Here is a 21181-nt window from a genome sequence, read left to right on the forward strand (position 1 = left end):
GTCCCCCAAAGGACGCTAAGCCGGAATTGCCGCTTCCGACAAGGCTTATTCGGACATTGCGAACTCTTTAGACACTGCCGCTACCTGCAACTCACCCGTAACGTATGGCGCGGCCACATGCGAGTACGTACGAGAGTGAGGCAGCACCTGATGCCCCCCTTCGATCTTCCCGAGGGCGACCCCTTCGGCCCGCACAACCTTCCCTACGGGGTCTTCTCGCCCGCCGGCTCGGCCGAACGGACCGTCGGCGTCCGCCTCGGCGACCACGTACTCGACGCGGGCGCGGCAGCGGAGGCACTCGGCTCGCCGTACGTCTCCCTCCTGGCGCACCCCACCCTCAACCCACTGCTCGCGGCGGGCCACACGGCCTGGTCGGACGTCCGCCGCGCGCTGACCGCATGGGTGACGGTCCCGTCCCACCAGGAGACGATCACCCCGTACTTCCACCCGCTCTCCGCAGTGACCCTGCGTCTCCCCTTCGAGGTCGCGGACTACGTGGACTTCTACGCCTCGGAGAACCACGCCCGGAACGTCGGCCGGATCTTCCGCCCGGACGCGCCCGACTCCCTCACCCCCAACTGGAAGCACCTGCCCATCGGTTACCACGGCCGCTCCGGCACGGTCGTGGTCTCGGGCACGGACGTCGTACGCCCGTCCGGACAGCGCAAGGCCCCGGCCGACCCGGCACCCGTCTTCGGCCCGTCGATCCGCCTGGACATCGAGGCGGAGGTCGGCTTCGTGGTGGGGGTGCCGTCGGAGAGGGGCGAGCCGGTGGCGCTCGCCGACTTCCGCGAGCACGTCTTCGGGCTGTGCCTGCTCAACGACTGGTCGGCACGCGACATCCAGGCCTGGGAGTACGTCCCCCTCGGCCCGTTCCTCGGCAAGTCCTTCGCCACGTCGGTGTCGGCGTGGATCACCCCGCTGGACGCGCTGGAGGAGTCGCGGGTGGCGCCGCCGGAGCGCACGCACGACCTCCTGCCCTACCTGGACGACTCGGCCGAGGAGCCCGGCGGCTACGACCTCCGCATCTCCGTCGCGATCAACGGCCACACGGTGTCCGAGCCGCCGTTCTCCACCATGTACTGGACGGCCGCGCAGCAACTCGCCCAGATGACGGCCAACGGCGCCTCCCTGCGCACCGGCGACCTGTACGGCTCGGGTACGGTCAGCGGGCCGGCGGAACATGAGCGCGGTTCGCTTCTGGAGCTGACCTGGAACGGGCGGGACGCCCTCGAACTCCCGGACGGGAAGCGGACGTTCCTGGAGGACGGGGATGTCGTGACCCTGTCGGCATGGGCACCGGCGGCGAACGGCACGCGGGTGGGGCTGGGCGAGGTCACCGGGCGGATCGTGGCGAGGGGCTGAGCGCTGTCGCGGGTGCGTCCGGTGGTCGCTGTCCCCCTGACTCCGGGCGCCCGTGCAGTCATACTGACGGCGGGCGGCACACATGTCGTGCGCTCGCCGTCGGGTACAGCCGCACCCGCACCTTGCCGTTGACCAGGATCCGGAGCCCGTGGCATGACTGTCTGCCTGCTCCTGCTGAGCGTCGTCGCCCTCTCGGCCGCCGTGCCGGCTCCGCGCGCCCTGACCCGGGCCGTGTGGCCCGAACAGGAACCCGTGGTCGGCCTGTGGGCGTGGCAGTGCCTGGTCGCGACGGTCCTGCTGTGCTGTCTTGCCGCACTCGTGCTGGGTGCCGCCGCCGTCTTCCACACCGTCCGTGATCATGTCTTCGCCCCCGCTCCGCCCGCCGTCACCGCGGCCTACGACCTCTCCGCGGCCCCCTTCTGGGCCGTCGCCCTCACCCTGTCGCTGGCCTGCGGCGCAGCCTGGACCACCGCGATGCTGGCCCGCGAACTCGCCGAGGCCCGCCGCCGTCGCGGCCAGGCCCGCGCACACCTCCGCGAACGCGCCCCCGACCTGCCGGCCGGTCTGCCCCCGGCGCGCGGCCCCCTCCTGGTCCTGGAGGACGAGTACCCGGACGCCTGGTGGATGCCCGGGCACCCGCCCCAACTCGTCGTCACCACAGGCGCCTTGCACCGCCTCACCGGCCACCAGCTCGACGCGGTCCTCACCCACGAACGCGGTCACGCCCGCGCCCACCACGACTGGCTGCTGCACCTGTCGACCGCGCTGGCCTCCGGTTTCCCGCGCGTCCCCCTGTTCGCCCACTTCTGCGACCAGACCCACCGCCTGGTCGAGTTGGCCGCCGACGACACCGCCTCCCGCCGGTGCGGCCACCTGACCACGGCCCTGGCCCTGATCGAACTCAACAACCATCGCGGCGTCCTCTCCTGCGCCTCCAGCCACCGCCTCCTCGGCGAACGCGTCGACCGCCTCTTGGCCCCCCGGCCGAGGCTGGGCCGTCGTCGCCGCGCCCTGACGACGACAGTGGCGGCCCTGGTCCCTCTGCTGCCGCTGCTGATCGTGTTCGCGCCTGGGCTTACGGCCTTGAGCTGAGGAACCCGGGCTCACGGTCCTGGGCTGAGCGCCAAGCACCGACAGTCCTGGGCCGCCGGCCGTAGCGGGGTCCCCGCGCCCCGGCCGCGGGAATTACGGCCCCCCGCACCGACGCCCTCAGACTCACCGCACTGGGCTGAGGACCCTACCGGGGACTACCCACGCCCTGTCCGGGCCCCAACACCCCGGTCCCGCCCCCTACATCCAGTCCTCGGGCTCCGGCTCCTCATCCATCTCCGGCCAGAAATCCGCACCGGGGTCAACATCCTTCGCAGCCCGGCCCGGCGCAGGTGCCGACGCCTGTGCCCGCGCCTGCGCCGGTGCCGGTGCCGGTGCCGGCACTTGCACCGCAACCGGAGTCGGAGCCACGGCCGGCGCCTCGCCCAGCCCCGCCAGCACCCCGATCACGCCCTCCCCGTACGTCGCCAGCTTCTTCTCGCCGACCCCGCTGATCTCCCCGAGCTGCCCCACCGACGTCGGCCAGACCGTGGCGATCTCCCGCAGCGTGGCGTCGTGGAAGATGACGTACGCCGGAACTCCCTGCTCACGGGCCTGTTCCGCACGCCAGGCGCGCAGGGCCTCGAAGGCGGGCTGCAGCGACTCGGGCAACTCCACCGCGGCGGCCTTGGCCTTGCGCTCGCCCCGGCCGGAGGACGACGAACCCGACCGCGAGGAGCCTGCAGGCTTCTTCGGTTCCTTGCGGAGCGGTACCTCACGCTCGCGCCGCAGTACCGTGCCGCTCGCCTCGGTGAGCACCAGCGTGCCGTACTCCCCCTCGACCGCGAGCAGCCCCTGTGCCAGCAACTGCCGTACGACGCCCCGCCATTCACCCTCGGCCAGGTCCTGGCCGATGCCGAACACGGACAGCTGGTCGTGGTCGAACTGGATCACCTTGGCCGACCGGCGCCCCATGAGGATGTCGACGATCTGCAGGGCGCCGAACTTCTGACCCCGCTCCCGCTGCAGCCGCACCACCGTCGACAGCACCTTCTGCGCGGCGACCGTGCCGTCCCAGGTCTCCGGCGGGGTGAGGCAGGTGTCGCAGTTGCCGCAGCCCGCCGCGTCCGGGTCCTGCCCGAAGTAGGCGAGCAGTTGACCGCGTCGGCACTGTGCCGTCTCGCACAGCGCGAGCATCGCCTCCAGGTGGGAGGCGGCCCGGCGGCGGAACGCCTCGTCGCCCTCGCTGGACTGGATCATCTTGCGCTGTTGTATGACGTCGTTCAGGCCGTACGCCATCCACGCCGTGGAGGGCGATCCGTCACGCCCCGCACGACCTGTCTCCTGGTAGTAGCCCTCGACGGACTTGGGCAGGTCGAGGTGGGCGACGAACCGTACGTCCGGCTTGTCGATGCCCATGCCGAAGGCGATGGTCGCGACGACGATGAGGCCGTCCTCGCGCAGGAACCGGGACTGGTGCGCCGCGCGCGTGCCCGAGTCCAGGCCCGCGTGGTACGGCACCGCCTCGATGCCATTGCGCGACAGGAACTCGGCGGTCGTGTCGACGGACTTGCGCGACAGGCAGTACACGATGCCCGCGTCGCCCGCGTGCTCCTCGCGCAGGAAGCTCAGCAGCTGCTTCTTGGGTTCGGCCTTCGGCACGATCCGGTACTGGATGTTGGGCCGGTCGAAGCTCGCCACGAAGTGCCGGGCGTCCGGCATCTTCAGCCGCTGGGTGATCTCCTTGTGCGTCGCGTCCGTGGCCGTCGCCGTGAGCGCGATCCGCGGGACGTCCGGCCAGCGCTCGCCGAGCAGGGAGAGCGACAGGTAGTCGGGGCGGAAGTCGTGGCCCCACGAGGACACGCAGTGCGCCTCGTCGATCGCGAACACCGAGATCTTGCCGCGCGAGAGCAGGTCCAGGGTGCTGTCGAGCCGCAGCCGCTCCGGCGCGAGATAGATCAGGTCCAGCTCGCCGGCCAGGAACTCCGCCTCGACGACGCGCCGCTCGTCGAAGTCCTGCGTGGAGTTCATGAACCCGGCGCGCACACCGAGCGCCCGCAGCGCGTCCACCTGGTCCTGCATCAGCGCGATCAGCGGGGAGACGACGACTCCCGTACCGGGTCTCACCAGGGCGGGGATCTGGTAGCACAGCGACTTGCCGCCGCCGGTCGGCATGAGGACGACGGCGTCGCCGCCCGCCACCACATGCTCGATGACCTCTTCCTGCGCGCCGCGGAAGCTGTCGTATCCGAAGACGCGGTGGAGCGTGGCCAGTGCCTCGCTCTCGCCGTGTGTCGCCGGCGTCCGTACTTCGGTCGTCACAACCGTCCCGCCCATCCCGTGCATCGCTCGTCCCCCGTACGTCGTCCCTCGACCACTGCGTCCACGATAGGGGTCCGCGCTGACAGCGTCGGAGTTATCCACAGGCTGGCGGCGGTGACCGACTGTGGTCATTCGAATGGCTGCCGTCACATGGCGCGACGGGTAGGGCCGGAACATGCTGCTCGGGCGGGACCGCGGAGGCCCGCCACGCCCCGAACGGACGGCGCGCCGTGCGTGCGGACGCCTCCCGAAAGTCCAAGGAGCCCCACCATGTCCCCTCGGCCCCTGTCCTCGCGGCCCCTGCGGAGCGCCGTCAAGACCGCCCTCGCGGTGGCGACGGCCGCGGCCTTCGCGCTGACCGCCGCCCCGGCCCACGCCGCGTCCGACCCCGACCCGTCCGTGTGGACCGAGCTGAGCAAGACGACCCAGGCCACCGCCAGGTACGGGTACGAGGGGTTCGCCGCGGGCGGCGGATACGTACGCACCGACGCCTGTGTCGCCGACCCGGCCGAGGGCGGCATGGGCTATCACTACGTCAACCCGGCGAACATCGACTCGCTCGATCCGGCGAAACCGGCGGCTCTGCTGTACGCGGACGGGTTCAAGAACGAGTACACGGGCGGGCCCGACTTCGGCGGCGCGCGCAAGCTGGTCGCGGTGGAGTGGGTCGTGAAGGACAAGGGCCAGGCCGCCCCGACGCTGTTCGGGCAGACCTTCCAGAAGGACCAGCTCCCCGGCTACTTCACCCTGCACGCCTGGCTCTACAAGCCCAACTCGGCGGGCCTGTTCGCGGCCTGGAACCCCGAGGTCGTCTGCCCGACCGTCTGACCGGGCATACGCGAAGGCCCCGGCTCCCTCAAAGGGAACCGGGGCCTTGCGCATGGGCTCATCAGCCTGCCCTCAGCGGACGAAGACCCCCGCCTGGTTCGCCAGGTCCAGGAAGTACTGCGGGGCCACACCGAGGACGAGCGTGGCCGCCACGGCCACCCCGATCGTCGCCATGGTCAGCGGGGACGGGACCGCGACGGTGGGGCCGTCGGGCCTCGGCTCGCTGAAGAACATGAGCACGATCACGCGGATGTAGAAGAACGCCGCGATGGCGGAGGAGAGCACACCGACCACGACCAGCGGGGCCGCGCCGCCGGCCGCCGCCGCCTTGAACACGGCGAACTTCCCAGCGAAACCGGCCGTCAGCGGAATGCCCGCGAAGGACAGCAGGAACACCGCGAACACGGCCGCGACCAGCGGCGACCTCCGCCCGAGCCCCGCCCACTTCGACAGGTGCGTCGCCTCGCCACCGGCGTCCCGTACGAGCGTGACGACCGCGAAGGCGCCGATCGTCACGAACGAGTAGGCGCCCAGGTAGAAGAGGACGGACGAGACGCCGTCCCTGGTGGTCGCGATGACGCCCGCGAGGATGAATCCCGCGTGCGCGATCGACGAGTACGCCAGGAGCCGCTTGATGTCGGTCTGGGTGATCGCGACGATCGCGCCGCCCAGCATCGTGATGATGGCCACGCCCCACATGACGGGCCGCCAGTCCCAGCGCAGGCCCGGCAGCACGACGTAGAGCAGGCGGAGCAGCGCTCCGAAGGCGGCCACCTTGGTCGCGGCGGCCATGAAGCCGGTGACCGGGGTGGGCGCGCCCTGGTAGACGTCGGGCGTCCACATGTGGAACGGCACCGCACCCACCTTGAACAGCAGCCCCATGACGATCATCGCGCCGCCGATGAGCAGCAGCGCGTCGTTGCCCATGGTGTCCGCGAGGGCCGGGTTGATGTTGGTGATGGAGCCGTCGACGACCTGGGAGATCGTGGCGTACGACATCGAGCCCGCGTAGCCGTAGAGCAGCGCGATGCCGAACAGGGTGAACGCGGAGGCGAAGGCGCCGAGGAGGAAGTACTTGACCGCGGCCTCCTGCGACAGGAGCCGCTTGCGGCGGGCCAGGGCGCACAGGAGGTAGAGCGGGAGCGAGAAGACTTCCAGGGCCACGAACAGGGTCAACAGGTCGTTGGCCGACGGGAAGACGAGCATTCCGGCGACCGCGAAGAGCAGGAGCGGGAACACCTCCGTGGTGGTGAACCCGGCCTTGACCGCGGCCTTCTCGCTGTCGCTGCCGGGCACGGACGCGGCCTGCGCGGCGAAGGAGTCGACGCGGTTGCCGTGCGCCTCGGGGTCGAGTCGGCGTTCCGCGAAGGTGAACAGGCCGACCAGTCCGGAGAGCAGGATCACGCCCTGGAGGAACAGGGCCGGTCCGTCGACCGCGATCGCGCCCATCGCCGCGATGTGCGCCTTGGTGGTGCCGTACCCGTCCGCCGCGAGTGCCACGACCGCCGCGAAGGCGGCGCAGAGCGCTACGGCGGACACGAACACCTGGGCGTAGTAACGGGACTTGCGCGGGACGAACGCCTCGACCAGCACCCCGATGAGGGCCGCGCCGAGGATGATCAAGGTGGGCGACAATTGCCCGTACTCGATCTTCGGTGCGTTGATCTTCGAGATCGGGTCGGCCGCGGTGGCCGCCGTTGTCCACAGGCTGTGGACGGCTGTTGCGCTCACTTGGCCGCCTCCACCGAGGGCTTGGGATCCTTCTTGTGCACGTCGGACAAGGTCTGCTTGACCGACGGGTTCACGATGTCCGTGACGGGCTTCGGATAGACGCCCAGGAAGATCAACAGCACGATCAGCGGGGCGACGACCAGGAGTTCGCGCGGTCGCAGGTCCGGCATCGTGGCGACCTCGGGCTTCACCGGGCCGGTCATCGTCCGCTGGTAGAGGACGAGGGTGTACAGCGCGGCCAGGACGATGCCGAAGGTGGCGATGATCCCGATCGCCGGGTAGCGCGAGAACGTGCCGACCAGGACCAGGAACTCACTCACGAAGGGCGCGAGTCCCGGCAGCGACAGCGTGGCCAGTCCGCCGATCAAGAAGGTGCCCGCGAGCACCGGGGCCACTTTCTGCACCCCTCCGTAGTCGGCGATCAGACGCGAGCCGCGCCGCGAGATCAGGAATCCGGCGACGAGCATCAACGCGGCCGTGGAAATACCGTGGTTGACCATGTAGAGCGTCGCACCGGACTGGCCCTGGCTGGTCATCGCGAAGATGCCCAGGACGATGAACCCGAAGTGCGAGATCGACGCGTACGCCACCAGCCGCTTGATGTCCCGCTGCCCGACCGCGAGCAACGCGCCGTAGATGATGCTGATCACGGCGAGGACGAGGATCACGGGCGTCGCCCACTTGCTGGCGTTCGGGAACAGCTGGAGGCAGAAGCGGAGCATCGCGAAGGTGCCGACCTTGTCGACAACTGCCGTGATCAGTACGGCGACCGGGGCCGTCGCCTCGCCCATCGCGTTGGGCAGCCAGGTGTGCAGCGGCCACAGGGGCGCCTTCACCGCGAAGGCGAAGAAGAAGCCCAGGAACAGCCAGCGTTCGGTGTTGGTCGCCATGTGCAGCGAACCGTTGGCCCGCGCCTGCGCGATCTCCGCGAGCGAGAAGTTCCCGGCCACTACGTAGAGGCCGATCACGGCCGCCAGCATGATGAGCCCGCCGACCAGGTTGTAGAGCAGGAACTTCACGGCGGCGTACGACCGTTGGGTGGCCGCCGCCTCGTCGCCGTGCTCGTGCGCGCTGTCCCCGAAGCCGCCGATGAGGAAGTACATCGGGATCAGCATGGCTTCGAAGAAGATGTAGAAGAGGAAGACGTCGGTGGCCTCGAAGGAGATGATCACCATCGCCTCCACCGCAAGGATGAGAGCGAAGAAGCCCTGGGTGGGCCGCCAGCGCTTGTTGCCGGTCTCCAGGGGGTCGGCGTCGTGCCAGCCGGCCAGGATCACGAAGGGGATCAGCAGGGCGGTAAGCCCGATGAGCGCGACCGCGATGCCGTCCACACCCAGCTCGTAGCGGACCCCGAAGTCGGCGATCCAGGCGTGGGACTCGGTGAGTTGGTAGCGGTCGCCGCCCGGGTCGAAGCGCACCAGGATCGTGATGCCCAGCGCGAGCGTCGCCAGCGAGACGAGCAGCGCCAGCCATTTCGCGGCGGTGCGCCGGGCGGCCGGGACGGCGGCCGTGGCCACCGCCCCGAGGGCCGGGAGCGCCGCCGTCGCTGTCAGGAGGGGAAAGGACATCGGTATCAGACCGCCCTCATCAGCAGGGTCGCGGCGACGAGGATGGCCGCACCGCCGAACATCGAGACCGCGTACGACCGCGCGTAGCCGTTCTGCAGCTTGCGCAGCCTTCCGGAGAGGCCGCCCATGGAGGCCGCCGTGCCGTTGACGACGCCGTCGACCAGGGTGTGGTCGACGTAGACCAGGGAGCGGGTGAGGTGCTCGCCGCCGCGCACCAGGACGACGTGGTTGAAGTCGTCCTGGAGGAGGTCGCGGCGGGCGGCCCGGGTGAGCAGCGACCCGCGCGGGGCGACGGCCGGGACGGGGCGGCGGCCGTACTGCGCCCAGGCGATCCCGACGCCGATGACGAGGACCACCATGGTGGCCAGGGTGACCGTCAGGGCGCTGACCGGGGAGTTGCCCTCCGTGTGGCCGGTGATGGGCTCCAGCCAGTGCAGGAAGCGGTCGCCGATGCCGAAGATGCCGCCGGCGAAGACCGATCCGAAGGCCAGCACGATCATCGGGATCGTCATCGTCCTCGGGGACTCGTGCGGGTGCGGCTCGTTGCCGTTCTCGTCGGGCTGCCAGCGCTTCTCACCGAAGAACGTCATCAGCATCACGCGCGTCATGTAGAACGCCGTGATGGCCGCGCCCAGCAGGGCCGAGCCGCCGAGGATCCAGCCCTCGGTGCCGCCCTTCGCGAAGGCCGCCTCGATGATCTTGTCCTTGGAGAAGAAGCCGGACAGGCCCGGGAAGCCGATGATGGCGAGGTAGCCGAGGCCGAAGGTGATGAAGGTGACCGGCATGTACTTCCTGAGGCCGCCGTACTTCCTCATGTCGACCTCGTCGTTCATGCCGTGCATGACCGAACCGGCGCCGAGGAACAGCCCGGCCTTGAAGAAGCCGTGTGTCACCAGGTGCATGATCGCGAAGACGTAGCCGATGGGGCCGAGGCCCGCGGCGAGCACCATGTAGCCGATCTGCGACATGGTCGAGCCTGCGAGGGCCTTCTTGATGTCGTCCTTCGCGCAACCGACGATCGCACCGAACAGGAGCGTGACGGCGCCGACGACGGTGACGACGAGCTGTGCGTTCGGCGCCGCGTTGAAGATCGCTCCGGAGCGGACGATGAGGTACACGCCCGCGGTCACCATGGTCGCCGCGTGGATGAGGGCCGAGACCGGGGTCGGGCCCTCCATCGCGTCGCCGAGCCAGGACTGCAGCGGCACCTGGGCGGACTTGCCGCAGGCGGCGAGGAGCAGCATCAGGGCGATGCCCGTGAGCTTGCCCTCGGAGGCGTCACCGACGTGGCTGAGGACCGGCCCGAAGGCGAAGGTCCCGAACGTCGTGAACATCAGCATGATGGCGATCGACAGGCCCATGTCGCCGACCCGGTTGACCAGGAAGGCCTTCTTCGCGGCGGTGGCCGCGCTGGGCTTGTGCTGCCAGAAGCCGATCAGCAGGTAGGAGGCGAGACCGACGCCTTCCCAACCGACGTACAGGAGCAGGTAGTTGTCGGCGAGGACGAGGATCAGCATCGCCGCGAGGAACAGGTTCAGATAGCCGAAGAAGCGGCGGCGGCGCTCGTCGTGCTCCATGTACCCGATCGAGTACAGGTGGATCAGCGAGCCGACACCGGTGATCAGCAGGACGAAGGTCATCGACAACTGGTCGAGGCGGAAGGTGACGTCCGCCTGGAAGCCCTCGACGGGGACCCAGGTCCACAGGTGCTGCATGAGCGTCCGGTGCTCGGCGTTCTTCCCCAGCAGGTCGGTGAAGAGGACGACACCGATCACGAAGGAGGCGGACGACAGGAGCGTGCCGATCCAGTGGCCGACGGCGTCGAGCCGCCGGCCGCCGCACAGCAGTACGGCCGCTCCGAGCAGAGGCGCCGCTACCAGCAGCGCAATCAGGTTCTCCACGATTCAGCGACCCCTCAGAGCTTCATCAGGCTGGCGTCGTCGACCGAGGCCGAGTGGCGGGAACGGAACAGCGACACGATGATCGCGAGCCCGACCACGACCTCCGCGGCGGCGACGACCATCGTGAAGAAGGCGATGACCTGACCGTCGAGATTGCCGTGCATCCGGGAGAAGGTGACGAACGCGAGGTTGCAGGCGTTGAGCATCAGCTCGATGCACATGAACACGACGATCGCGTTGCGCCTGATCAGCACGCCGGTGGCGCCGATCGTGAACAACAGGGCTGAGAGGTAGAGGTAGTTGACGGGGTTCACTTCGACGCCTCCTCGGTCCGCTTGAGGTTCGCCGGTTCGATCTCGGTGCGCTCCAGGCGCTCCTCGGCGCGCTGCTCCAGGGCCCGCAGGTCGTTCAGCGCCTCGCTGGACACGTCACGGATCTGGCCGCGGTCACGGAGCGTCTTGCTGACCGTGAGCTCGGACGGGGTGCCGTCGGGCAGCAGGCCCTGGACGTCCACCGCGTTGTGCCGGGCGTAGACGCCGGGGGCAGGGAGCGGCGGGACGTGCTTGCCCTCGCGGACGCGCTGTTCGGACAGCTCGCGCTGGGTCTTGGGCCGCTCGGTGCGCTCGCGGTGCGTGAGCACCATGGCGCCGACGGCGGCCGTGATCAGCAGGGCGCCGGTGATTTCGAAGGCGAACACGTACTTCGTGAAGATGAGGGCGGCCAAGCCCTCCACGTTGCCGTTCGCGTTGGCCGTGCTCAGGCCGTCGAACTGGGTGAGCGAGGCGTTGCCGATGCCCGCGAACAGCAGGACGCCGAAGCCGAGCCCACAGAGAAGGGCCAGCCAGCGCTGGCCCTTGATGGTCTCCGTCAGGGAGTCCGCGGCCGTGACGCCGACCAGCATCACCACGAAGAGGAACAGCATCATGATCGCGCCGGTGTAGACGACGATCTGGACGATGCCCAGGAAGTAGGCGCCGTTGGCGAGGTAGAAGACCGCCAGGATGATCATGGTTCCGGCGAGGGAGAGGGCGCTGTGGACGGCCCTCCTCATGAGGACGGTGGACAGGGCGCCGATCACCGCGACCGTGCCGAGGACCCAGAACTGGAAGGCCTCGCCGGTGGAGGTGGAGTAGGCGGCGGCCAGCTGCGCGCTCATGCCTCCACCCCCTCTTCGGTGGGCTTCTCGCCCTTGGAGACGGCGACTTGGGGCACCGTGCCGGGTGCGGCCTCCGTCACCAGGCCCCGGTAGTAGTCCTGCTCGTCCATCCCCGGGTAGATGGCGTGCGGGCTGTCGACCATGGTGTCTTCGAGGCCGGCCAGCAGCTGTTCCTTGGTGTAGATGAGGTTCGCGCGACTGGTGTCGGCCAGCTCGAACTCGTTGGTCATCGTCAACGCGCGCGTGGGGCACGCCTCGATGCACAGGCCGCACAGGATGCAGCGGGCGTAGTTGATCTGGTAGACGCGGCCGTACCGCTCGCCCGGCGAGTAGCGCTCCTCGTCGGTGTTGTCGGCGCCCTCCACATAGATGGCGTCGGCGGGGCAGGCCCAGGCGCACAGCTCGCAGCCGACGCACTTCTCCAGGCCGTCCGGATGGCGGTTGAGCTGGTGCCGTCCGTGGAACCGGGGGGCTGTGGTCTTCTGCTGCTCCGGGTACTGCTCGGTCAGCCGCTTCTTGAACATGGCCTTGAAGGTCACGCCGAAGCCAGCCACGGGGTTCTGGAAACCGGGTTTGGTCTCCTTGGGCTCCTCAGCCATCGGACGCCTCCTTTCCATCCAGAGATCCGTCACTGCCAGTGTCCGACCCACCACTGACAATCAGCTCCCGCTCGCGGCGCGAGGGGCGCCGTGGCACCGGCGGCAACTCCTGTCCCGGCAGCGGCGGTACGGGGAATCCGCCCGCCATCGCGTCGAACCCGGCGGGTTCCTCGGCGGCCCGTGCGTCGTCGTTGGCCTTCTGGCGGAACATGTCCGCGATGAAGGACAGCAACAGCAGGACGAGCACACCGCCGCCGATGTAGAGGGCGATGTCGGCGAAGTCGTAGTTCTCGTTCTTCAGGGTCCGCACGGTCGCGACGAGCATCAGCCAGACCACGGAGACCGGGATGAGGACCTTCCAGCCGAGCTTCATCAACTGGTCGTAGCGCACGCGCGGGAGGGTGCCGCGGAGCCAGATGAAGAAGAACAGCAGCAGCTGGACCTTGATGACGAACCAGAGCATCGGCCACCAGCCGTGGTTCGCGCCCTCCCAGAAGGAGCTGATCGGCCACGGGGCCCGCCAGCCGCCCAGGAAGAGCGTGGTCGACACCGCGGAGACCGTCACCATGTTCACGTACTCGGCGAGCATGAAGAGCGCGAACTTGATGGACGAGTACTCGGTGTTGAAGCCGCCGACCAGGTCGCCCTCGGACTCCGGCATGTCGAAGGGGGCGCGGTTGGTCTCGCCGACCATCGTGATGATGTAGATGATGAAGGAGACCGGCAGCAGGATGATGTACCAGCGGTCGTGCTGTTGTTCAACGATCGTCGAGGTCGACATCGACCCCGAGTAGAGGAACACCGAGGCGAACGCGGCACCCATGGCGATCTCGTAGGAGATCATCTGGGCGCAGGAGCGCAGGCCGCCGAGCAGCGGGTAGGTGGAGCCGGAGCTCCAACCGGCAAGGACGATGCCGTAGATGCCGACCGAGGCGACCGCGAGGATGTAGAGCATCGCGATCGGCAGGTCGGTGAGCTGCATCGTGGTGCGGTGGCCGAAGATCGAGACCTCGTTGTCGGCGGGCCCGAAGGGGATCACCGCGATCGCCATGAAGGCCGGGATGGCCGCGATGATCGGCGCGAGGATGTAGATCAGCTTGTCCGCACGCTTGACGATCAGGTCTTCCTTGAGCATCAGCTTCACGCCGTCGGCGAGCGACTGGAGCATGCCCCAGGGGCCGTGCCGGTTGGGGCCGATGCGCAGCTGCATCCAGGCGACGACCTTGCGTTCCCAGACGATCGAGAACAGCACGGTGATCATCAGGAAGGCGAAGCAGAACACCGCCTTGACGACGACCAGCCACCAGGGGTCGCGGCCGAACATCGAGAGGTCTTCTGCGGCGAGGTACGGGCTCATGCCGTAGGGACTCATGCCTCCACCTCCTTGGGGGCCTCGCCCGTGAGCGTGGCCGGGCCGATGCGGACGAGTGCGCCGGGCAGCGCCCCGGTGTCGGAGGCGACGCCCCCGCCGGTGGAGTTCAGCGGGAGCCAGACCACCCGGTCGGGCATCTCGGTGATCCGCAGCGGGAGTTCGACGGTTCCGGAGCCGCCGGTCACGGCGAGCGCGTCGCCGTCCTTCACGCCCGCCTCGTCGGCCGTGGCGGCCGACACGCGCGCGTGGGCGGGGTGCCGGGTGCCGGCAAGTGCTTCGTCGCCCTCCTGGAGCGCGCCCTGGTCGAGCAGCAGCCGGTGCCCGGCGAGCACGGCCTCCCCGGCGGCCGGCCGGGGCAGCACGCCCGCGATCTCCAGCGGATCGGAGGCCCGCGGCCCTTCCCAGGCACCCAGGCGGTCCAACTCCGCGCGCGTGGTGCGCAGATCAGGCAGCCCCAGGTGTACGTCCATGGCATCGGCCAGCATGTGCAGGACGCGCGCGTCGGTGGGGGCGAGGGTGCGGGTCATCTGGTCGGGCTTGAGCGCGGCGTCGAAGAAGCGGACCCGGCCCTCCCAGTTGAGGAAGGCGCCCGCCTTCTCGGTGACCGCCGCGACCGGAAGGACGACGTCGGCGTGGTCGGTGACCTCGCTGGGCCGCAGTTCGAGCGACACCAGGAAGCCGACTTCGTGCAGTGCCGCACGCGTGCGTGCCGGATCGGACAGGTCGGCCGGTTCCACACCGGCGACGACCAGTGCCCGCAGTTCACCACCGGCGGCGGCCTCGACGATCTGGCCGGCGTCGCGGCCGTAGCGGTGCGGGAGTTCGGCGACGCCCCAGGCGACGGCGACCTCGTCACGCGCGCGTGGGTCGGTGGCCGGACGCCCGCCCGGCAGCAGCGACGGCAGCGCGCCCGCCTCGATCGCCCCGCGCTCCCCGGCCCGGCGCGGAATCCACACCAGCTGGGCACCGGTGGCGAACGCGGCCCGTACGGCGGCGGTGAGGCCCCCGGCGACGGCGGCCAGCCGCTCGCCGACGACGATCACGGCGCCCTCGGTGCGCAGCGCCTCGGAGGCCCTGGCGCCGTCATCCTCCAGGCCGACCCCGCTGGCGAGCGCGTCCAGCCACTCGGTCTCGGTGCCGGGAGCGGCCGGCAGCAGCGTGCCGCCCGCCTTCTCCAGGCCACGCGTGGCATGGGTGGCGAGCGAGAACACCCGCTGCCCGTGCGTGCGCGAGGCCTTTCGCAGCCGCAGGAAGACGCCGGGCGCCTCCTCCTCGGACTCGAACCCGACCAGCAGAGCGGCGGGCGCCTTCTCCAGGGAGGTGTACGTGACGCCCTTGCCGTCGAGGTCCCGGCCGCGGCCGGCGACCCGGGCGGCCAGGAAGTCGGCCTCCTCGCTGCTGTGCACGCGCGCGCGGAAGTCGATGTCGTTCGTGTCGAGCGCCACGCGCGCGAACTTGCTGTACGCGTAGGCGTCCTCGATGGTGAGGCGGCCACCGGTCAGGACACCGGTCCGGCCGCGCGCGGCCGACAGTCCCTGGGCGGCGGCCTCCAGGGCCTCCGGCCAGGACGCGGGCTCCAGGACCCCGTCCGCGTTGCGCACCAGGGGCGTCTGCAGCCGGTCGCGCTGCTGCGCGTACCGGAAGCCGAAGCGCCCCTTGTCGCAGACCCACTCCTCGTTGACCTCGGGGTCGACGGCGGCCAGGCGCCGCATGACCTTGCCGCGCCGGTGGTCGGTGCGGGTCGCGCAGCCTCCGGAGCAGTGCTCGCACACGGAGGGCGTGGAGACCAGGTCGAAGGGGCGGGAGCGGAATCGGTACGCCGCCGAGGTGAGCGCGCCCACCGGGCAGATCTGGATGGTGTTCCCGGAGAAGTACGACTCGAAGGGGTCGCCCTCACCGGTGCCGATCTGCTGGAGCGCGCCCCGCTCGACCATCTCGATCATCGGGTCGCCCGCGATCTGGTTGGAGAACCGGGTGCAGCGCGCGCACAGCACGCACCGCTCGCGGTCGAGCAGCACCTGGGTGGAGATCGGCACGGGCTTCTCGTAGGTCCGCTTCTTGCCTTCGAAGCGGGACTCGGCGTTGCCGTGGGACATCGCCTGGTTCTGCAGGGGGCACTCGCCGCCCTTGTCGCAGACCGGGCAGTCCAGCGGGTGGTTGATGAGGAGCAGTTCCATCACACCGTGCTGGGCCTTCTCGGCCACGGGCGAGCTGAGTTGGGTCTTGACGACCATGCCGTCCGTGCACGTGATCGTGCAGGACGCCATCGGTTTGCGCTGGCCCTCGACCTCGACGATGCACTGACGGCAGGCGCCGACCGGGTCGAGGAGGGGATGGTCGCAGAACCTGGGGATCTCGATGCCGAGTTGCTCGGCGGCGCGGATGACCAGGGTGCCCTTGGGCACGCTGATCTCGGCGCCGTCGATCGTCAGCGAGACGAGATCTTCCGGCGGGACCGCCGCCTCTCCCCCACCCGAGGGAGCGCTCGTGGTCACCGTCATGCGTTCACCTCCGTGCGGTCGGCCCAGGCCGTGGACTTGGCCGGGTCGAAGGGGCAGCCCCGGCCCGTGATGTGCTCCTCGTACTCCTCGCGGAAGTACTTGAGCGAGGAGAAGATCGGCGAGGCGGCGCCGTCGCCGAGGGCGCAGAAGGACTTGCCGTTGATGTTGTCGGCGATGTCGTTCAGCTTGTCGAGGTCGGACATGACGCCCTTGCCGGCCTCGATGTCGCGCAGCAACTGCACGAGCCAGTACGTCCCTTCGCGGCACGGTGTGCACTTGCCGCAGGACTCGTGGGCGTAGAACTCGGTCCAGCGGGTGACGGCACGCACGACGCAGGTCGTCTCGTCGAAACACTGCAGAGCTTTTGTGCCGAGCATGGAACCCGCGGCACCCACTCCTTCGTAGTCAAGAGGGACGTCGAGGTGCTCGTCGGTGAACATCGGCGTGGAAGACCCGCCCGGCGTCCAGAACTTGAGGCGATGCCCGGCCCGGATCCCGCCGCTCATGTCGAGCAGTTGGCGGAGGGTGATGCCGAGCGGCGCCTCGTACTGACCGGGGCTGGTGACATGGCCGCTGAGCGAGTAGAGCGTGAAGCCCGGAGACTTCTCGCTGCCCATCGACCTGAACCATTCCTTGCCTTTTTGCAGAATGGCGGGAACTGACGCGATCGACTCGACGTTATTCACCACAGTCGGGCACGCATAGAGGCCCGCGACCGCAGGGAAAGGGGGACGGAGCCGCGGTTGACCACGGCGGCCTTCGAGCGAGTCGAGCAGTGCGGTCTCCTCACCGCAGATGTACGCGCCGGCGCCCGCGTGCACGGTGAGTTCGAGGTCGAGTCCGCTGCCCAGGACGTTCTCGCCGAGGTAGCCCGCCGCGTAGGCCTCACGCACGGCCTCGTGCAACCGCCGCAATACGGGGACGACTTCACCACGCAGATAGATGAAGGCATGCGAAGACCTGATGGCATAGCACGCGATGACAATGCCCTCGATGAGGCTGTGCGGGTTCGCGAAGAGGAGCGGGATGTCCTTACAGGTTCCGGGCTCCGACTCGTCGGCGTTGACAACTAGATAGTGTGGTTTTCCATCCCCTTGGGGAATGAATTGCCATTTCATTCCGGTGGGGAAGCCGGCGCCACCGCGACCGCGCAGACCGGAGTCCTTCACATACGCGATGAGGTCGTCCGGCGACATCGCGAGCGCCTTGCGGAGCCCCTCGTATCCCTCGTGCCTTCGGTACGTGTCCAGAGTCCAGGACCTGTCCTCGTCCCAGAAGGCCGACAGGACGGGTGCGAGCAGCTTCTCGGGGCTGTGGTCTTTCAGTTCGGGTGCCAAGGTCATCACTCCCCCTCCTCGGCGACAGGCCCCGCCGGGTGGGCGGGGTCGGAGGCCGACGTGTCCTGCGGCGCGTCGTGCGAACTGAGGTGCTCGGTCGTCGGCGACTGGTCCTGCGGCGCTCCGGAGCCCCGCGGATGGACCACGCGCGCGGGTGCGGTCTCTCCCCTGGCCAGGCGGAGGCCCACCAGCGACGCGGGTCCCGCACCGCCGCTCGCCTCGACGGCCCCGGGCCGCTCGTCGGGGAAACCGGCGAGGATCCGCGCGGTCTCCTTGAAGGTGCACATCGGCGCCCCGCGCGTGGGCTCCACCGCAGCGCCCGTGCGCAGGTCGTCGACGAGACGGCGGGCGCTGGCCGGGGTCTGGTTGTCGAAGAACTCCCAGTTGACCATCACCACCGGCGCGAAGTCGCAGGCCGCGTTGCACTCGATGTGCTCCAGGGTGACCTTGCCGTCGTCGGTGGTCTCACCGTTGCCGACGCCCAGGTGCTCCTGGAGCGACTCGAAGATCGCGTCGCCGCCCATCACCGCACACAGGGTGTTGGTGCAGACCCCGACCTGGTAGTCACCGCTCGGCCGACGCCGGTACATGGAGTAGAAGGTCGCCACGGCGGCGACCTCGGCCGTCGTCAGGTCCAGCAGGGTCGCGCAGAACTGCTGCCCTGTGCGCGTGACATGCCCCTCCTCCGCCTGCACGAGATGCAGCAACGGCAGGAGGGCCGAGCGGGAGTCCGGGTAGCGGGCGATGATCTCCCGCCCGTCGGCCTCCAGCCGGGCCCGGACGTCGTCCGGGTAAGCGGGCGCGGGCAGTTGGGGCATGCCCAGACTGACGCCCTGCTCCGAAGAACTGGTGGTCACCGGTCGACGCCTCCCATCACGGGGTCGATGGACGCGACGGCGACGATGACGTCGGCGACCTGGCCGCCCTCGCACATCGCCGCCATGGCCTGAAGGTTGGTGAAGGACGGGTCCCTGAAGTGGACCCGGTAGGGGCGGGTGCCTCCGTCGGACACGGCGTGCACCCCGAGTTCGCCCTTGGGCGACTCGACCGCCGCGTACGCCTGTCCCGGCGGCACGCGGAAGCCTTCGGTCACCAGCTTGAAGTGGTGGATCAGGGCCTCCATGGAGGTGCCCATGATCTGCTTGATGTGGTCGAGCGAGTTGCCCAACCCGTCCGGCCCGAGCGCGAGTTGGGCGGGCCAGGCGATCTTCTTGTCGGCGACCATGACCGGGCCGGGCTGCAGCCGGTCCAGGCACTGCTCGACGATCCGGAGCGACTGGCGCATCTCCTCAAGGCGGATGAGGAAGCGGCCGTAGGAGTCGCAGGTGTCGGCGGTCGGGATGTCGAAGTCGTACGTCTCGTAGTCGCAGTACGGCTGCGCCTTGCGCAGGTCGTGCGGGAGGCCCGTGGAGCGCAGGATCGGGCCTGTGGCACCGAGGGCCATGCAGCCGGCCAGGTCGAGGTAACCGACGTCCTGCATACGGGCCTTGAAGATGGGGTTCCCGGTGGCGAGCTTGTCGTACTCGGGGAGGTTCTTCTTCATCTTCTTCACGAACTCGCGGATCTGGTCCACCGCGCCGGGCGGCAGGTCCTGGGCGAGTCCGCCGGGGCGGATGTACGCGTGGTTCATCCGCAGGCCCGTGATGAGCTCGTAGATGTCGAGAATCATTTCACGATCGCGGAATCCGTAGATCATGATCGTGGTGGCGCCGAGTTCCATCCCGCCGGTGGCGATGCACACCAGGTGGGAGGACATCCGGTTCAGCTCCATCAGGAGCACCCGGATGATCTTCGCCCGCTCGGTGATCTGGTCCTCGACGCCGAGGAGTTTCTCGACGGCGAGACAGTAGGCGGTCTCGTTGAAGAAGGACGTCAGATAGTCCATGCGCGTCACGAACGTGGTGCCCTGCGTCCACGTGCGGTATTCGAGGTTCTTCTCGATACCGGTGTGGAGGTAGCCGATGCCGCAGCGGGCCTCGGTGACCGTCTCTCCGTCGATCTCCAGGATGAGGCGGAGCACACCGTGCGTGGAGGGGTGCTGGGGGCCCATGTTGACGACGATGCGCTCGTCGTCGGCCTTGGCCGCGGACTGGACGACCTCGTCCCAGTCGCCACCGGTGACCGTATATACGGTGCCCTCGGTGGTCTCCCGAGCGGATGCTGACTGCGTGCTCATGAGTACGACCTCCGCTGGTCCGGAGCCGGGATCTGGGCGCCCTTGTACTCGACGGCGATGCCGCCGAGGGGGTAGTCCTTGCGCTGCGGGTGGCCCTGCCAGTCGTCCGGCATCATGATCCGCGTCAGGGCCGGGTGACCGTCGAAGACAATGCCGAAGAAGTCGTAGGTCTCGCGCTCGTGCCAGTCGTTGGTCGGGTAGACCGAGACCAGTGACGGGATGTGCGGATCGCTGTCCGGGGCGCTGACTTCGAGGCGGATCAGCCGGTTGTGGGTGATCGAGCGCAGGTGGTAGACGGCGTGCAGCTCGCGGCCCTTGTCGTGCAGGTAGTGAACCGCGCTGACGCCGGTGCAGAGTTCGAAGCGCAGGGCCGGGTCGTCGCGCAGGGTCTGGGCGACGCGCAGCAGGTGCTCGCGTTCGATGTGGAAGGTGAGTTCGTCGCGGTCGACGATCGTCTTCTCGATCGCGTTGTCGGGCAGCAGGCCCTGTTCCTCCAGGGCGCCCTCCAACTCGTCGGCGACCTCGTCGAACCAGCCGCCGTAGGGCCGGCTCGCCGCTCCCGGCAGGCGGACCGAGCGGACCAGGCCGCCATAACCGGACGTGTCACCACCGTTGTTGGCGCCGAACATGCCGCGCTGGACGCGGATCTCCTCACCTCCCTCGCCACGCTGGCCGGGGAGGTTGGAGGCACCCGGATCCTGCTCCGGGTTGGTGCCGTTCGCGTCGCTCACCGCAGCAGGCCCTTCATCTCGATGGTGGGCAGTGCCTTGAGCGCCGCCTCCTCCGCCTCGCGGGCAGCCTCCTCGGCGTTCACACCGAGCTTGGAGGTCTGGATCTTGTGGTGGAGCTTGAGGATCGCGTCCATCAGCATCTCGGGCCGTGGCGGGCAGCCCGGGAGATAGATGTCGACCGGGACGATGTGGTCGACGCCCTGCACGATCGCGTAGTTGTTGAACATGCCGCCCGACGAGGCGCAAACGCCCATGGAGATAACCCACTTGGGGTTCGGCATCTGGTCATAGACCTGCCGCAGGACCGGCGCCATCTTCTGGCTGACCCGGCCCGCGACGATCATCAGGTCCGCCTGGCGGGGTGATCCGCGGAAGACCTCCATACCGAAGCGCGCCAGGTCGTACCGGCCGGCGCCGGTCGTCATCATCTCGATGGCGCAGCAGGCGAGTCCGAACGTGGCCGGGAAGACGGATGCCTTGCGCACCCAGCCCGCGGCCTGCTCGACGGTGGTGAGCAGGAAGCCGCTCGGCAGCTTTTCTTCGAGTCCCATGAGTTAAAGGCCCC

The 21181-nt window shown here is 69.2% G+C and carries 17 protein-coding genes; 3 read left to right on the forward strand and 14 right to left on the reverse strand.

Annotated features, from left to right (window positions below; translation table 11 throughout):
- Nucleotides 1–150: 150 nt before the first annotated feature.
- Complete coding sequence (gene fahA, locus AB0I69_RS34100; RefSeq protein WP_363099587.1) at nucleotides 151–1365, forward strand: fumarylacetoacetase; 1215 nt, start codon at nucleotides 151–153, stop codon at nucleotides 1363–1365.
- Nucleotides 1366–1518: 153 nt separating this feature from the next.
- Entirely contained in the window at nucleotides 1519–2457 is a 939-nt protein-coding gene (locus AB0I69_RS34105; protein ID WP_363099588.1) for a M56 family metallopeptidase, read from the forward strand.
- 198 nt (nucleotides 2458–2655) lie between these two features.
- On the opposite strand, the gene recQ is transcribed toward AB0I69_RS34105, so the two are convergent.
- Complete coding sequence (recQ, locus tag AB0I69_RS34110; RefSeq protein WP_363099589.1) at nucleotides 2656–4731, reverse strand: DNA helicase RecQ; 2076 nt, start codon at nucleotides 4729–4731, stop codon at nucleotides 2656–2658.
- Nucleotides 4732–4986: 255 nt separating this feature from the next.
- Between recQ and AB0I69_RS34115 the strand changes: the two genes are divergently transcribed.
- On the forward strand, nucleotides 4987–5544 hold the full coding sequence (locus tag AB0I69_RS34115) for a hypothetical protein (protein WP_363099590.1): 558 nt from the start codon (nucleotides 4987–4989) through the stop codon (nucleotides 5542–5544).
- Nucleotides 5545–5616: 72 nt separating this feature from the next.
- On the opposite strand, the gene nuoN is transcribed toward AB0I69_RS34115, so the two are convergent.
- The 13 genes from nuoN to AB0I69_RS34180 are packed head-to-tail and all read right to left on the reverse strand — an operon-like array spanning nucleotide 5617 to nucleotide 21167.
- Entirely contained in the window at nucleotides 5617–7275 is a 1659-nt protein-coding gene (gene nuoN, locus AB0I69_RS34120; RefSeq protein WP_363099591.1) for an NADH-quinone oxidoreductase subunit NuoN, read from the reverse strand.
- Nucleotides 7272–8843: an NADH-quinone oxidoreductase subunit M gene (locus tag AB0I69_RS34125; protein WP_363099592.1), complete on the reverse strand. Its 1572-nt coding sequence runs from the start codon at nucleotides 8841–8843 to the stop codon at nucleotides 7272–7274. The genes nuoN and AB0I69_RS34125 overlap by 4 nt, the downstream gene beginning before the upstream one ends.
- A gap of 5 nt (nucleotides 8844–8848) precedes the next feature.
- The gene (gene nuoL, locus AB0I69_RS34130; protein WP_363099593.1) at nucleotides 8849–10744 is read right to left on the reverse strand and encodes an NADH-quinone oxidoreductase subunit L; all 1896 of its coding nucleotides are present in this window, start codon (nucleotides 10742–10744) and stop codon (nucleotides 8849–8851) included.
- A 14-nt stretch (nucleotides 10745–10758) separates the two neighbouring features.
- Nucleotides 10759–11058: an NADH-quinone oxidoreductase subunit NuoK gene (gene nuoK, locus AB0I69_RS34135; protein ID WP_016437642.1), complete on the reverse strand. Its 300-nt coding sequence runs from the start codon at nucleotides 11056–11058 to the stop codon at nucleotides 10759–10761.
- A complete protein-coding gene (locus tag AB0I69_RS34140) occupies nucleotides 11055–11900 on the reverse strand; it encodes an NADH-quinone oxidoreductase subunit J (RefSeq protein WP_363099594.1) in 846 nt (281 codons plus the stop codon). The genes nuoK and AB0I69_RS34140 overlap by 4 nt, the downstream gene beginning before the upstream one ends.
- Complete coding sequence (gene nuoI / locus AB0I69_RS34145) at nucleotides 11897–12499, reverse strand: NADH-quinone oxidoreductase subunit NuoI (RefSeq protein WP_363099595.1); 603 nt, start codon at nucleotides 12497–12499, stop codon at nucleotides 11897–11899. The genes AB0I69_RS34140 and nuoI overlap by 4 nt, the downstream gene beginning before the upstream one ends.
- Complete coding sequence (nuoH, locus tag AB0I69_RS34150) at nucleotides 12492–13856, reverse strand: NADH-quinone oxidoreductase subunit NuoH (protein ID WP_363099722.1); 1365 nt, start codon at nucleotides 13854–13856, stop codon at nucleotides 12492–12494. Before nuoH ends, nuoI begins: the two co-directional genes overlap by 8 nt.
- A gap of 11 nt (nucleotides 13857–13867) precedes the next feature.
- A complete protein-coding gene (locus AB0I69_RS34155) occupies nucleotides 13868–16372 on the reverse strand; it encodes an NADH-quinone oxidoreductase subunit G (protein ID WP_363099596.1) in 2505 nt (834 codons plus the stop codon).
- Nucleotides 16369–17718, reverse strand: a complete 1350-nt coding sequence (gene nuoF / locus AB0I69_RS34160) for an NADH-quinone oxidoreductase subunit NuoF (RefSeq protein WP_363099597.1) — start codon at nucleotides 17716–17718, stop codon at nucleotides 16369–16371. Before nuoF ends, AB0I69_RS34155 begins: the two co-directional genes overlap by 4 nt.
- Complete coding sequence (gene nuoE, locus AB0I69_RS34165) at nucleotides 17715–18566, reverse strand: NADH-quinone oxidoreductase subunit NuoE (protein ID WP_363099598.1); 852 nt, start codon at nucleotides 18564–18566, stop codon at nucleotides 17715–17717. The genes nuoF and nuoE overlap by 4 nt, the downstream gene beginning before the upstream one ends.
- Nucleotides 18563–19885, reverse strand: coding sequence for an NADH-quinone oxidoreductase subunit D (locus AB0I69_RS34170; RefSeq protein WP_327402075.1), 1323 nt, complete (start codon nucleotides 19883–19885; stop codon nucleotides 18563–18565). Before AB0I69_RS34170 ends, nuoE begins: the two co-directional genes overlap by 4 nt.
- Nucleotides 19882–20616, reverse strand: a complete 735-nt coding sequence (locus AB0I69_RS34175; protein ID WP_363099599.1) for an NADH-quinone oxidoreductase subunit C — start codon at nucleotides 20614–20616, stop codon at nucleotides 19882–19884. The genes AB0I69_RS34170 and AB0I69_RS34175 overlap by 4 nt, the downstream gene beginning before the upstream one ends.
- Complete coding sequence (locus AB0I69_RS34180; RefSeq protein ID WP_023547484.1) at nucleotides 20613–21167, reverse strand: NADH-quinone oxidoreductase subunit B; 555 nt, start codon at nucleotides 21165–21167, stop codon at nucleotides 20613–20615. Before AB0I69_RS34180 ends, AB0I69_RS34175 begins: the two co-directional genes overlap by 4 nt.
- Between the last annotated feature and the right edge of the window lie 14 nt (nucleotides 21168–21181).

Source organism: Streptomyces sp. NPDC050508, from assembly GCF_040655155.1.
Lineage (GTDB): Bacteria > Actinomycetota > Actinomycetes > Streptomycetales > Streptomycetaceae > Streptomyces.